The organism is Chelativorans xinjiangensis (assembly GCF_009812055.1).
Classification (GTDB): domain Bacteria; phylum Pseudomonadota; class Alphaproteobacteria; order Rhizobiales; family Rhizobiaceae; genus Chelativorans; species Chelativorans xinjiangense.
Window position 1 is genome coordinate 67,298 of the sequence record NZ_WQNH01000001.1, and the last position, 12,503, is coordinate 79,800.

Below are 12,503 nucleotides of genomic sequence, written 5' to 3' on the forward strand. Positions count from 1 at the left end.
TCATGCTCCGGGTGAGGGTTTCGGATGCGCCGCCAATTTGCGCGCATAGGCAATCGCGGCATGCATGTTGATATGACTCGCCTTGCCGGTGCCCGCAATGTCGAATGCCGTGCCGTGATCGACCGAGGTGCGGTCGATGGGAAGGCCGAGGGAGACGTTGACCGTGGTGTCGAAGGCCACCAGCTTCATCGGGATGTGGCCCTGGTCGTGATACTGCGCCACCACAAGGTCGAACGCACCGTGATAAGCGCGGTGGTAGACCGTGTCGGGCGAAACCGGCCCGGTGACGTCGATGCCCTCGCCCCGCGCCATCTCGACGGCCGGCGCCACCTGCTCGTCGTCCTCGCGGCCGAACAGGCCGTTCTCGCCGCAATGGGGGTTGATGCCGGCAACCGCGATGCGCGGCGCAGCGAGGCCGAGCCGGCGCAGGTGTTCATGCCCGGCGCGGATCGTTTCCAGAATGCGCTGCGGCGTGGCGCGGTCGATCGCCTTTTTCAGCGAGACATGGGTGGAGACGTGCACCGCCGACAGCCGCTCGGACGCCAGCAGCATGAAGGAGGAGCGCGAACCGGTGAGCGCGGCCAGCATGCCGGTATGTCCATCGTAATGGTGGCCGGCGCGGTTTAGCGCCTCCTTGTTGATGGGCGCGGTGACGATGCAGCCGATGCGGCCGGCACGGGCATGCTCGACCGCCGATGCGATGAAGCGGAAGGCGGCGTCGCCGCAGCGCGGGTCGAGCCGGCCGAAGGTGACGGGCCCGTCCAACGGAATATGGTCGACGGCAACGGTGCCCTCGATCACCTCCCCCGGCCTTCCCTCCACGAATTTCAGATCGGTGCCGGTGATCTCCGCGGCCGCCTTCAGCACCGGGATGCTGCCGATCACGAGCACCTGGCGGCGGTGCGCCGCTTCCATGTCGGCCAGCGCCTTGCAGATGATCTCTGGACCGACGCCGGCGGGGTCGCCGAGGGTAATGCCGATCGGCCGTTCAGCACCTTCACTCATGGCATCAACTGTCCGCCGTTGACCTCGATCACCTGCCCGGTGATGTAGCCGCTCATGCGCTCGCTGGCCAGGAACTCATAAGCGCCGACACAGTCCTCCGCCGTGCCGAGACGGCCGAGCGGAATGCCCTTCGTCACTTGTGCGAGCTGCTCCGGCGTCGAGTAGCGCTCGTGGAAGGGCGTGGCGATCACGCCGGGCGCCACCGCGTTGACGCGCACCGAATAGGGCGCCAGCTCCTTGGCGAGAACCCGCGTCAGCGTGCTGACGAAGGCCTTGGCCGAGCCGTAGAGCCCTGCCCCGTCGCTGCCGCCGGTGCGCGCGGCGATGGAGGTGGTGTTGATGATGGTGCCGGAGCGCTGCTCGCGCATGATGTTTGCCGCCCGCCGCGCGGCGAAGAAGACGCCGCCGATATTGACGTCGACGACCCGGCGGTACTGCTCGTCCGCCGCCTCGGCGATGGCCGTGCGGCCGAACATGGAGCCGGCGTTGTTGATGACGATATCGAGCCGGCCAAGCGCTTTCGCAGCCTCGTCCACCAACCGGCCGCCAGCCTCCGGTGCCGCGACATCCCCCTGGACGACATGCACCTTTACGCCGCTTTGCACGACCTCGGCGGCTACCGTCTCGGCGCCGTCACGATTGGCGTTGCAATGGATGACGAGATCGACCCCCAGCGCGCCGAAGCGGCGTGCAACCGCCGCGCCGATGCCGGAGCTGGCTCCGAAAATCAAGGCTGACTTACCCTTCAAGTCCGTGCTCACCGTCTCGCTCCCATGTCAGCCTCGTCTGCGGAATATGCCGGCGAGGGTGTTTTTTCTCCTCAAATTTGTCAAGTTGATATTTTGGCTCCTCGCGTTTGTGGTGTCTGCTGTTCCACATTAACTCATTGAAAATAAATGATTATACATAGCCTAAGCAAATTTATCTGATGAAGGCTTAGGATTATATGTTGACATGTTTGCAGATTATGAGAGGCTTTCACGATTGGCAGACCGGCGTTACGGCAAGGCGAGGAATCGCCGCCGGAGTGCGGGTGCGGAATTTTTCAGGGAGGAGCAAATCATGTCAGAGGAACATCTGTCGCGCCTTTCGCGGCGAGCGTTGTTGAAGTTCGGCGGGGCGGCGTTTGCCGGCCTTTCCGCCTATTCCATGGGCCTGCGCCTTGCGGGGGCGCAGGAGGAGCAGGTTCTCAAGGTCGCCCATCCGGTCTTTACCATGGACTGGTCGCCGCTGCGCGGCGGGGGACACCATTTCCGCTGGAACTCGCTGTGGTGGGCCGCGCCCATGTACTTCGATGCCGAAAGCGAGCTCCAGCCTTACGTCTTCGCCTCCTGGGAGCCGTCGGAAGACGCAAAGACATGGACCTTCAAGATTGCCGACGGCGCGAAGTTCTCGGACGGCAGCCCGATCACGTCGGCCGACGTGAAGGGCTCGTGGGAGCTTGCCGCCATGCCGGCGTCCAAGAGCCAACGCGTGGCCCAGTTGCTTTCCGGCGTCGAGGGCTATGACGCGGTTGTCGGCGGCAGCGCCAGCGAGATACCGGGCATCGCCACGCCCGACGAGGGCACGGTGGTGGTCACGCTGACGGCGCCCGACCCGGTCTTCCACATGCGCATCGCCAACCACATCGCGCCTATCGTCAAGGCATCGGAAGCGCGCGATGAGAGCGGCAACGAGGTGCTGGACTGGTACATGCCGGAAAACGGCGGCTCCGTCTCCGGTCCGTTCAAGATGACCAGCGTCGATCTCGACGCCGGCACGCTCGTCTTCGAGCCGAACGAGAATTTCTTCGGCCCGGCGCCGAAGCTGACGCGCGTCGACATCACCACGGTGGAGGACGCGGTGGCGGCGACGGCACTTCTGCAGGCCGGCGATTACAACGCCCACACGGAGCTCGTGACCTCGACCATTATCCAGGACCTTGGCACTGAATTCTCCGCCGGCCCGATCATCCCGACCGGCCAGCACTTCTGGTTGAACACCAGCCGCGCACCCTTCGACGACCCGAAGGTGCGCGAGGCGTTGATCCTCGCGGTCGACCGTGACGGTCTCTTCCAGGCCACCTTCCCCGACGGACCGCACAAGAAGGCGGACCAGATCATCTTTCCCGTCCCCGGCTCCGATGATAGCGGCTTCGAGCCCTATCCCTACGATCCGGAACGGGCGAAGCAGTTGCTTGCCGAATCGAGCTATGGCGGGCCCGAGCGGCTGCCGAAGATCCTCATCGCCGGCATCTCCTCGCCGGCGCGCGCGGTGGCAGGGCAGTACATCGCCGAGCAATGGCGCCAGAATCTCGGCATCACCGCCGTCGAAATGAAGCCCAGCCAGGACGATTTCGGGCCGGAAGGCTCACAAGTGCAGGTGATGCGCGACGACGTGGGTACCCGCGTGCCCGACGCGGTCGCGTATCTTGCCGGCGCCATCGCCTCGTCTTCGTCCACCGCCACAAACAAGCTGGGCGGCTACAAGAACGAAAAGGTCGACGCGCTTCTGGAGGAGGCCGCGACTTTGCCGGCGGACGATCCCGAGCGCATCGCCAAGGCGCAGGAGGCGCAGCGGCTGTTCCGCGAGGATTACTGCTTCATCCCGTGGTACCATGAGGCCATGTCGCGCTGGGCGCTGCCTTCGGTGAAGAACATCGACAAGAACCTCGACTGGCAGGTCGCCACGCCTTGGGCGGTGGAGATCGGGTAGGCGGAGCGAGGTGAAAGGCTGATGGCTGGAGACGTCGGCGCCCCGTCACGCCCCCTCTGCCCTGCCGGGCATCTCCCCCACAAGGGGGGAGATCGGCCGTCACGACGGCTTTCGCCAATAGCCAAGGTCGCAAAACAGGCGCCGGGGCGAGCAGCCGGCGCAATCTCCCCCCTTGTGGGGGAGATGTCCGGCAGGACAGAGGGGGGCGCGAAGGGGCACCGACGCGCGCTCCCAGCCGCACGACAGGAAGAGAGCCGCAATGCTGCGTTACATACTGATCCGCCTGGCAATCTGGATCCCGTCGGTGCTGCTCATCGTGCTTGGCGTCTACGCCCTCGCCTTCTACGGCACCGGCGACCCGATCAAGCTGATCTTCCTGCGCGCGCCGGGCGATGTGGCCTATGATCCCGTGCGCATCGAGGCGATCCGTGAGAGCGCCGGGCTCAACCGGCCCTTCATCGTCCAGTTCGGCAATTATCTCTGGAACGTGCTGCACGGCGACTTCGGCAACTCGCTGCTCTCCGGCCGCTCCGTGTGGAGCATGATTTCGGCAGCCGCGCCCGTGTCCTTCCAGCTCGGCGTGCTCGCCATCCTGCTTGCCGCCGTCACGGCGATCCCGCTCGGCATGATCGCCGGGCTGAAACAGAACACGCGCCTCGACTATGCCATCCTCGGCTCGGCGCTGTTCTTCTGGTCGATCCCCGCCTATGTGGCCGGCCCCGTGCTGATGGTGCTGCTTCTCGTCGTGTTGCCGTCGAGCAGCGTGCCCTATGGCTGGGGCGGCGTTTTCGATCTCCGCATCATCCTGCCGCTCATCGTCTTGTCCTTCCAGCCCATCGCGCTCACCGTGCGGCAGACGCGGGCGGCGGTGATCGAAGTTCTGAGCGAGGACTTCGTCCGCACGGCGCGGGCCAAGGGCGTGCCGGAGATCATGGTGGCGCTGCGCCACATCCTGCGGCCGGTGCTGACCCCCATCGTCACCCAGCTCGGGCTCATCATGATCATGCTGGTCAATGGCGCGATCTTCGTCGAATTGGTGTTCGGTCTGCCCGGCCTCGGCCGGCTCACCGTCTCGGCGCTGCTCAACTCCGACTATCCGCTGATCCTGGCGATCACGATCATCGGCTCGTTCCTCGTCATGGCGTCGAACCTTCTGGTGGACGTGCTCTATCCCCTGCTCGATCCGCGGGCGACCCATATGCGGAGGGCACAGTGATGAGCGACATGGCCCTCAAGCAGGAGGATGTCCGCGAGGAGCCGCCGGCCAATCTTTGGCGCGATGCCTGGTATCGGCTGAAACAGAACCGCATGGCGCTGACGAGCCTCGTCATCATCCTGGCGCTCGCCTTCATCGCCGTCTTCGGGCCGTGGCTGACGCCTTACGACTTCCTGAGTCAGGATTTGATCGCCCGCAACCAGCCGCCCGCATGGGCGCATCCCTTCGGCACGGACGAGCTGGGCCGGGATGTGCTTTCGCGCGTGATCTACGGCACGCGCACCGCCTTCATCGTCGCCATCTCGGTGACCGCCGTCGCTACCCTCATCGGCATCGTTCTGGGCGCGTTCGCCGGCTATTTCGGCGGCCTGCTCGATCGCTTCGTGATGTGGTTCACGGACATGACCATGTCGGTGCCGCAGCTTCTCCTGGTGGTCGTCATCAACGCTTCGCTGAAGCCGCCGCTCGCGCGCTGGATGGAGGCGCAATATCTGGAGACGCTGAACCCGATCTACCGCAATTCGATCATCATCGATTTCGTTCTCGTGTTCGGCTCCATGGCGCTGATCACCTGGCCGCCCTACGCGCGGCTGGTGCGGGCCCAGGTGCTGAGCGTGCGCAACCGGCCCTATGTCACCGCGGCCCGTGCGCTCGGCCTGTCGACACCGGTCATCATCGCCCGCTACATCGTGCCGAATGCGCTGGGACCGCTGATCGTCGCCGTCAGCGCCGGGCTCGGCACGGCGATGGTCCTGGAGAGCGCCTTCAGCTTCCTCGGGATCGGCGTCAATCCGCCCATGCCGAGCTGGGGCAACATGATCGCCGATGGCCTGAGGGTGTGGCGCAACTATCCGCACCTGCTTCTGGCGCCCGCCATGATGCTGGCCGTCGCCACCGTCGCCTTCAGCTTCCTCGGCGACGGGCTCAACGACGCGCTCAACCCGAGGGGGCAGAAGTGATGGCTCGGAAGAATGGCCAAGAGCTGCTGCTTGACGTGCGCGACCTCGCCATCGAGGTCGTCACGCGCAATGGGCCTGCGCGCATCGTCGACGGCATATCGCTCACGGTGGAAAAGGGCGAAACGCTGGGCGTGGTGGGCGAATCGGGCTGCGGCAAGAGCCTCACCATGCTGAGCCTGCTCGGCCTGTTGCCCAACAAGATCTCGGTCATAGGCGGCAGCGCCACGTTCAAGGGCCGCGATCTGTTGGCCATGTCGCACAAGGAGTTGCGCAAGGTGCGCGGCGGCGAGATCGGCTTCGTCTTCCAGGACCCGATGACCTCGCTCAACCCGGTGGTCAGGATCGGCCAGCAGGTGATGGAGCCGCTCCTTTATCACCGGAACATGGGCCGCGCCGAGGCGCGCAAGCGGGCGGGCGAGCTTTTGAAGCTTGTCGGCATTCCCGGCGCGGAGGAGCGGCTGGACAACTACCCGCACGAGCTTTCCGGCGGCATGCGCCAACGCGTGATGATCGCCATCGGCCTCGCGTGCGATCCCGCGCTTTTGATCGCCGACGAGCCGACCACCGCCCTCGACGTGACCATCCAGGCGCAGATCGTCGACATCGTGAAGGAGCTGCGCGCAAAGCTCGGGATGTCCATCGTCTGGATTACCCACGACCTGGCGCTGATCGCCGGGCTGGTGGACCGCGTGGTGGTGCTCTACGCGGGAAGCGTGGTGGAGGATGCGCCGGTCGACGAGCTCTACGAGAACCCGGCACACCCCTATACGCGCGGGCTTCTGGCTTCGATCCCGAGGCTGAAGGACGAGGGGGCGGAGAAGCTGAGCTCCATCGGCGGCACGCCGCCCGAGCCCGGCCGCCGGCCGGCGGGCTGTCCTTTCGCGCCGCGCTGCCCGATTGCGCGGGCCGAATGCGAGCGGGCCGTGCCGGCGCTCGAGCCGGTGAAGGGAGAAGGCGCGCATCGCGTTGCCTGCTTCGCGGCCGGCGAAATCGCGGAGGCGGTGGCATGAACGCGATGACGAAGACCGAGCCGCTGCTCCAGATCGAAGGACTGACGAAGCATTTCCACGTGCGCCTCGGCGCCTTCGGGGAGCGCGAGGCGGTGGTGCATGCCCTCGACGATATCTCCTTCGACATCATGCCCGGCGAGACGCTGAGTGTGGTCGGCGAGAGCGGCTGCGGCAAGTCCACCGCCGGCTTCACGATCCTGCAATTGCACCGGCCGACCGCGGGCCGCATCCGCTATCAGGGCCGCGACCTGGCGGGCCTCGATGAAAAGGCGCTCAGACCTTATCGGCGCGAACTGCAGATCATCTTTCAGGACCCCTACTCCACCCTCAACCCACGCATGACCATTGGTGAGGCGATCGCCGAACCCATCCTGTTCCACAAGCTGGCGCCGAAGGGGGAGGTGAAATCACGCGTTGAGCGGCTGCTTGCCGATGTCGGCCTGCCGGCGCGTTTTGCGATGCGCTACCCGCACGAGCTTTCCGGCGGCCAGCGCCAGCGCGTGGCGATCGCCCGGGCGCTCGCCTGCGAGCCGAAATTCATCGTCTGCGACGAGGCAATCTCGGCGCTCGACGTGTCGATACAGGCGCAGATCATCAATCTGCTTCTGGAGCTGCAGCGGAAATACGGTCTCACCTATCTCTTCATCGCCCACGACCTGGCGGTGGTGCGCCACATCAGCACGCGGGTGGCGGTGATGTATCTCGGCCGGGTGGCCGAACTCGCCCCGCGCGCCCGCCTGTTCGGCAACCCGCTGCATCCCTACACCAAGGCGCTGCTTTCCGCGGTACCCGAGGCGGACCCGGCCTATGAGCGAAAGCGCCAGCGACAGATCCTTCAAGGCGATGTGCCGAGCCCGATGGCACCGCCGGCAGGCTGCCGCTTCCATACCCGCTGTCCGCTCGCCATCGAGCGTTGCCGCGTCGAAGCACCCGTCTGGCGAGAGACATCGCCCGGACACCATGTGGCCTGTCACCTGGCGGAGGGCGGAGGCGAATGAATGGGCGTTAGGTTAGCCGTCATCGCCGACGATTTGACGGGCGCGCTCGACACCGCCGCCCCCTTCGCCGCCAGAGGGCTATGCATACGCGTGGCGCTCCGCCTCGAAACACTGAAGACGGCGCTCGAGGGCAACCCCGAGATCGTCGCCGTGAACACGGCCTCGCGCGGCCTTTCGCCGGAAGCCGCTGCCGGGCGGGCGGCAGCGGCGGCGGAGCACATTCTTGGTCATGGCCGACCGGCCGTCGTATTGAAGAAGATCGACTCGCGGCTCAAGGGCAACATCGCCGTCGAGACTGTGGCGGTTGCCGAAATCTTTGGCTTTGCCCGTGCCGTTGCCGCACCGGCAGTGCCCGATCAGGGGCGCTGGACGGTCGAGGGCGCGGTGATCGGCCGGGGCGTGGAGCATTGCATACCGGTTGCCGCGCTGTTCGACGGGGCGGGATTGGCCGTGGATGTTGCCGACGCCAAGCACGACCGGGACCTTTTGAACATCGCTGCCGGCACAGACTGGTCGCAGACGCTGGCGATAGGGGCCCGCGGACTGGGCCAGGCCTTCGCGGCTACGCTGGAGGCAGAGCGCCGCCTCTCCCCCGCCCCGATGCCGCGCTCCGATGCCGTTGTCTTCGCCTTCGGGTCCCGCGATCCGATCACCGAAGCCCAGATCGCACATCTCAAGGCGGCACGGGCCGACCTTATGGTCGTTACGGCACCGGATGGTCGCGTGCCGGAGGTCGACAACCCGCGCCTGCCGCTCCTCCTGCATTGTACTGGCGGGATGAGGGCGCGGCCGGAAGAGGTTGCCGCGCAGTTCGCCGAGGGTGTCGTCAGGCTTGTCCGGCAGGTGAGGCCGGATCTCCTGGCATTGGGCGGCGGCGACACGGCTCTGGCGGTCTGTACGGCGCTCGGCGCCGGCGTGGCCGTACCCTTGGGCGAGGCCGCCCCTGGATTGCCCTGGTTCGAATTGGCCTGCGAGACGGACGTCGCCTTGCCCTGTGTGGTAAAGTCCGGCGGATTCGGGCGCGTGGACGTGTTGAGCGGTTTGCTCTCGGAGGGTTCGGCGGATATAGCCGGGGCGCCTAGGAGCCGGGAACGGGAATGGACAGCCAGATGACGGAGAATGCAACCACCGGTGCGGACAAGAGCGCAGAGGCGCCGCCGCGCGGGCGCCCCGTCAAGCTGGTCGATCTCGTCTACGGCAAACTTCTGGAGCGCATTCAAACGGGTGAATACGGGCCTGAAAGCCGCCTGCCGGCCGAGCATGACCTCGCCGCCATGTTCGACGTTTCGCGGCCCATCGTGCGCGATGCGCTAAGCCGGCTGAAGGAGCAGGGCATCATCTATTCGCGGCAGGGTGCCGGCAGCTTCGTGCGCGGCGAACTGCCGCCGGCGGCCGTGCTCGCCTATGCGCCGGTGGAGAACATCGCCGACATCCAGCGCTGCTACGAATTCCGCCTGACGCTGGAGCCGGAGGCGGCCTATTATGCGGCCAAGCGGCGCGACAAGGCGGCTATCGCCAAGATCGCCGCGGCCCTCAACCAGATGAAGGACGCAACCCAACACAAGCTGCACCGCGAGGACGCAGATTTCAGCTTCCACAAGGCCATTACCGACGCCTCGAACAACCACTTCTATGCTTCCTCCATGGAGGCGCTGAAGCAGCACATCGCGGTGGGCATGCACCTGCACGGCCTGTCGCTGCAGGGCCCCACGCGCGGAGGGCTGGAGCATGTGCTCGAAGAGCACCGCACCATCTACAACGCCATCGTGGAGGGCCGTGCCGAGGATGCGCGTGAGGCCATGCGCAAACACCTGGAAGGCTCGCGCGACCGCCTGTTCGAAGGCCGCATCCTGGACCTGTCGCTATAATGCCGCACTTCTCCCCGCGCCCCCGCCGGGAGAACTGAGACCGGCGCCCCCGGGAGTCAGGGGCATTGCCTGAATGCCGGCCCTGCGGTTGCCTTTGACGGTTCCGCAGTGAGTCGCAGACTCGCATAATGATGCTGCAAGGTCCAGTCCGGCGGTCGGCGCTGCTGCCGGAACTTTTTTGCCGGCCGCTGGTTGAGGTTCTGGTTCGGTTGAAGCTGCAACGGCTGCTTCACAATGGTTCCGCGATCCTGCGACCCTTGGAAAAGCGGGCATTTTATTGAAAACTCATAGGGCCGGCCCGACCAAACCTCCTGGACGTGCCCTGCCCCAGCGTATTGAATTCAGACATGCCTCTTCGTCTCGATCCCGCCGATATCGCTGAAGCCAGACACCTGAACCGGAAGCTCGCCTGGATGCCGAAATTCCGCCCGCGTGGGCGGATCAAGGCGTTTTTCATGCAGGGCACCATGCGGATGCAGCAGCTTCGTCCGCAACCCTATCTGCGGCGTCTGAACGTAGGCGTCGAGATGCGTGAGGTGACGTTCGACGGCGGGCGGGTCCCGATCAGGATCCTGCGCCCGAACACCCGGCCCAAGGGCATCTATCTGGATATCCATGGTGGCGCGTGGATCGTCGGCAACGCGCGCTGCGACGACCCATGCAACGCGATGATCGCTGCGGAATGCGGTATGGCCGTGGTGAGTGTCGATTACCGCCTGGCGCTCGACAACCGGCTCGATCTCTGCATCGAGGACTGCCGCAAGGCGACCTTCTGGCTCGTGGAGAACTGCGAGAGCGAATTCGGGACGGACCGCATCGTCATCGGCGGCGAATCGGCCGGCGCGCATTTGGCGGCGTGCGCACTGCTTGCGCTACGCGATGCGGGGCAGGCCTCCGGGCTTGTCGGGGCAGTGCTGTTTTACGGCGCCTACGACCTGAGCGGCAGCCCGAGCCTGCGCGCCGCGGGGCCCGAGACACTGGTGCTGCACGGCCCGTCGGCCTTTCGCAACCTCAAGCGGCTGACTGCGGACCGGAGCGAGGAAGAACGGCGCAGACCGGATATCTCTCCGCTCTACGGGGAACTGGCGGGCCTTCCGCCGGCGCTCTTTTTGGTTGGCGCTCTCGACCCGCTGCTGGACGACACCCTGCAGATGGCCGAACGCTGGAACGCCGCCAACGGCAATGCAGAACTGACGGTCGTGCCGGAGGCGCCGCATGCGTTCAATCGGCTGAAAACCCCGATAGCCGTCAAGACGAACGCCTATGTGCGGCGGTGGGTAAGCCGCAGGCTGATGGCGCTGACGGCGGTCCGCTCGGACAAGGTGGCCTGAACGGCGGGAACGCAACGCCAGTCCGACGCGTTCCGGACAGCTATGCAAAAGGCGAGAAGCCGCCCTGCCGGGCAAGAAATAGAACAGCGTGCACGCCGGTCGCCGCGCCGCAAACTGCTCGTCGGGCTCGGCCGGGGCTTCGGCGGCGCCTTGATCTTCGGCCTGCCGATGCTGATGACGATGGAGATGTGGTGGCTCGGCTTCTACATGGACCGCTTTCGCCTCGCTCTCCTCCTGATCCTCAACATGCCGCTCTTGATACTCCTTTCCCACCATGCGGGCTTCGAGGAGACGACGCGCTGGCACGACGACCTTCGCGACATGGCGGTCGCCTATGCAATCGGTGTCGTTGCCAGCGCCGTCGTACTCGCCGTTTTCGGCATTGTCACCTTGGCCATGTCTGCGGACGAGATCGTCGGCAAGGTAGCCCTGCAGTCGGTGCCTGCCAGCATCGGCGCACTTCTCGGGCGCAGCCAGCTAGGGGGGAGCAAGGCCGAGCCGTCCCAGAGGACGGAGCGGGTGAACTATGCCAGCGAGCTGTTCCTGATGGCGGTCGGCGCCCTCTTCCTCAGCCTCAACGTAGCGCCGACCGAGGAGATGGTGCTGATTTCCTACAAGATGACCGGATGGCACGCGCTGGCGTTGATCGCCTTGTCCATCTTCCTGATGCACGCCTTCGTCTATGCCCTGGAATTCGCGGGCTCGGACCCTTCCCTGCCGCCTGGAACGCCATGGTGGAGCGCTTTCCTGCGCTTCACCATCACCGGCTACGCAATCGCCATGCTGATCAGCCTCTATGCGCTTTGGACCTTCGGGCGGACCGACGATGCCGCTCTGATGCCGGTGCTCATGTCCATGGTCGTGCTGGCCTTTCCCGCTGCCATCGGTGCGGCTGCGGCCCGGCTGATCCTCTGAGGAGGAGGTAACAGATGGGACAGAAACGGCAGCGGTCGGCGAAGAGTGGGGCGGCGCAAACACCGAAGCGTGAGGAAAGCCGAAACAAGAAACCGCACACGCTCGAATGGGTGGCAGGAGGGCTCTCGGCCGCCGTCATCCTGGCGATGGTGGGCTTCATCCTCTATCACGCGCTCAACACTACGGCGATAAAGCCAGATCTGCGCGTTCTCGTCGAACAGGTCGAGGTGACGGACGACGGCTTCCGCGTCGACTTCCGCGCCGTCAACCGAGGCGATGCCACCGCCGCGGGCGTGGAGATCGAGGGGCGGATCGAGCGCGATGGCGAGACGATCGAGACGAGCCGGATCACGATCGATTACATCCCCGCGCATTCCAGGCAGCGGGGCGGACTCCTTTTCAGCCAGGACCCTGACCGCTACCGGCTGCGGCTTGCCGCGAAGGGCTATACGGATCCTTGAGCAAGTCCAGGAAAAATGGAAGCTGGTTTTTGCGTCCAGGTATAGC

At 65.5% G+C, this 12,503-nt stretch carries 12 protein-coding genes; 10 read left to right on the forward strand and 2 right to left on the reverse strand.

Annotated features, from left to right (window positions below):
• Both pdxA and GM910_RS00310 read right to left on the reverse strand, forming a co-directional pair.
• The gene (gene pdxA, locus GM910_RS00305) at window positions 1-1,005 is read right to left on the reverse strand and encodes a 4-hydroxythreonine-4-phosphate dehydrogenase PdxA (protein ID WP_159585395.1); all 1,005 of its coding nucleotides are present in this window, start codon (window positions 1,003-1,005) and stop codon (window positions 1-3) included.
• Complete coding sequence (locus GM910_RS00310) at window positions 1,002-1,766, reverse strand: SDR family NAD(P)-dependent oxidoreductase (RefSeq protein WP_159585397.1); 765 nt, start codon at window positions 1,764-1,766, stop codon at window positions 1,002-1,004. Before GM910_RS00310 ends, pdxA begins: the two co-directional genes overlap by 4 nt.
• Window positions 1,767-2,067: 301 nt before the next feature.
• Between GM910_RS00310 and GM910_RS00315 the strand changes: the two genes are divergently transcribed.
• The 10 genes from GM910_RS00315 to GM910_RS00360 all read left to right on the forward strand — a co-directional run bounded on the left by GM910_RS00315 (window position 2,068) and on the right by GM910_RS00360 (window position 12,457).
• Window positions 2,068-3,699, forward strand: a complete 1,632-nt coding sequence (locus tag GM910_RS00315; RefSeq protein WP_159585399.1) for an ABC transporter substrate-binding protein — start codon at window positions 2,068-2,070, stop codon at window positions 3,697-3,699.
• 259 nt (window positions 3,700-3,958) lie between these two features.
• The gene (locus GM910_RS00320; RefSeq protein ID WP_159585401.1) at window positions 3,959-4,915 is read left to right on the forward strand and encodes an ABC transporter permease; all 957 of its coding nucleotides are present in this window, start codon (window positions 3,959-3,961) and stop codon (window positions 4,913-4,915) included.
• 8 nt (window positions 4,916-4,923) lie between these two features.
• On the forward strand, window positions 4,924-5,874 hold the full coding sequence (locus GM910_RS00325) for an ABC transporter permease (RefSeq protein WP_425482641.1): 951 nt from the start codon (window positions 4,924-4,926) through the stop codon (window positions 5,872-5,874).
• A complete protein-coding gene (locus GM910_RS00330) occupies window positions 5,874-6,884 on the forward strand; it encodes an ABC transporter ATP-binding protein (protein WP_159585405.1) in 1,011 nt (336 codons plus the stop codon). Before GM910_RS00325 ends, GM910_RS00330 begins: the two co-directional genes overlap by 1 nt.
• 5 nt (window positions 6,885-6,889) lie before the next feature.
• Window positions 6,890-7,882, forward strand: coding sequence for an ABC transporter ATP-binding protein (locus GM910_RS00335; RefSeq protein WP_159585753.1), 993 nt, complete (start codon window positions 6,890-6,892; stop codon window positions 7,880-7,882).
• A complete protein-coding gene (locus tag GM910_RS00340; RefSeq protein WP_159585407.1) occupies window positions 7,883-8,995 on the forward strand; it encodes a four-carbon acid sugar kinase family protein in 1,113 nt (370 codons plus the stop codon).
• Window positions 8,992-9,750: a FadR/GntR family transcriptional regulator gene (locus GM910_RS00345; RefSeq protein WP_159585409.1), complete on the forward strand. Its 759-nt coding sequence runs from the start codon at window positions 8,992-8,994 to the stop codon at window positions 9,748-9,750. The genes GM910_RS00340 and GM910_RS00345 overlap by 4 nt, the downstream gene beginning before the upstream one ends.
• A 347-nt stretch (window positions 9,751-10,097) precedes the next feature.
• On the forward strand, window positions 10,098-11,081 hold the full coding sequence (locus tag GM910_RS00350; RefSeq protein WP_159585411.1) for an alpha/beta hydrolase: 984 nt from the start codon (window positions 10,098-10,100) through the stop codon (window positions 11,079-11,081).
• Between the two features lie 42 nt (window positions 11,082-11,123).
• Window positions 11,124-11,996 carry a TIGR02587 family membrane protein gene (locus GM910_RS00355; RefSeq protein WP_159585413.1) on the forward strand — a complete coding sequence of 291 codons (873 nt, stop codon included), beginning with the start codon at window positions 11,124-11,126 and terminating at the stop codon, window positions 11,994-11,996.
• Between the two features lie 14 nt (window positions 11,997-12,010).
• Window positions 12,011-12,457: a TIGR02588 family protein gene (locus GM910_RS00360; protein WP_159585415.1), complete on the forward strand. Its 447-nt coding sequence runs from the start codon at window positions 12,011-12,013 to the stop codon at window positions 12,455-12,457.
• The last annotated feature ends 46 nt before the right edge of the window (window positions 12,458-12,503 follow it).

Excerpts from the sequence above, each read along its gene's own strand:
- GM910_RS00330 (WP_159585405.1), top strand. The coding sequence starts at position 5,874 with ATGGCTCGGAAGAATGGCCAAGAGCTGCTGCTTGACGTGCGCGACCTC.
- pdxA (WP_159585395.1), bottom strand. The coding sequence starts at position 1,005 with ATGAGTGAAGGTGCTGAACGGCCGATCGGCATTACCCTCGGCGACCCC.
- GM910_RS00340 (WP_159585407.1), top strand. The coding sequence starts at position 7,883 with ATGGGCGTTAGGTTAGCCGTCATCGCCGACGATTTGACGGGCGCGCTC.
- GM910_RS00345 (WP_159585409.1), top strand. The coding sequence starts at position 8,992 with ATGACGGAGAATGCAACCACCGGTGCGGACAAGAGCGCAGAGGCGCCG.
- GM910_RS00335 (WP_159585753.1), top strand. The coding sequence starts at position 6,890 with ATGACGAAGACCGAGCCGCTGCTCCAGATCGAAGGACTGACGAAGCAT.
- GM910_RS00325 (WP_425482641.1), top strand. The coding sequence starts at position 4,924 with ATGGCCCTCAAGCAGGAGGATGTCCGCGAGGAGCCGCCGGCCAATCTT.
- GM910_RS00350 (WP_159585411.1), top strand. The coding sequence starts at position 10,098 with ATGCCTCTTCGTCTCGATCCCGCCGATATCGCTGAAGCCAGACACCTG.
- GM910_RS00320 (WP_159585401.1), top strand. The coding sequence starts at position 3,959 with ATGCTGCGTTACATACTGATCCGCCTGGCAATCTGGATCCCGTCGGTG.
- GM910_RS00360 (WP_159585415.1), top strand. The coding sequence starts at position 12,011 with ATGGGACAGAAACGGCAGCGGTCGGCGAAGAGTGGGGCGGCGCAAACA.
- GM910_RS00355 (WP_159585413.1), top strand. The coding sequence starts at position 11,124 with ATGCAAAAGGCGAGAAGCCGCCCTGCCGGGCAAGAAATAGAACAGCGT.
- GM910_RS00315 (WP_159585399.1), top strand. The coding sequence starts at position 2,068 with ATGTCAGAGGAACATCTGTCGCGCCTTTCGCGGCGAGCGTTGTTGAAG.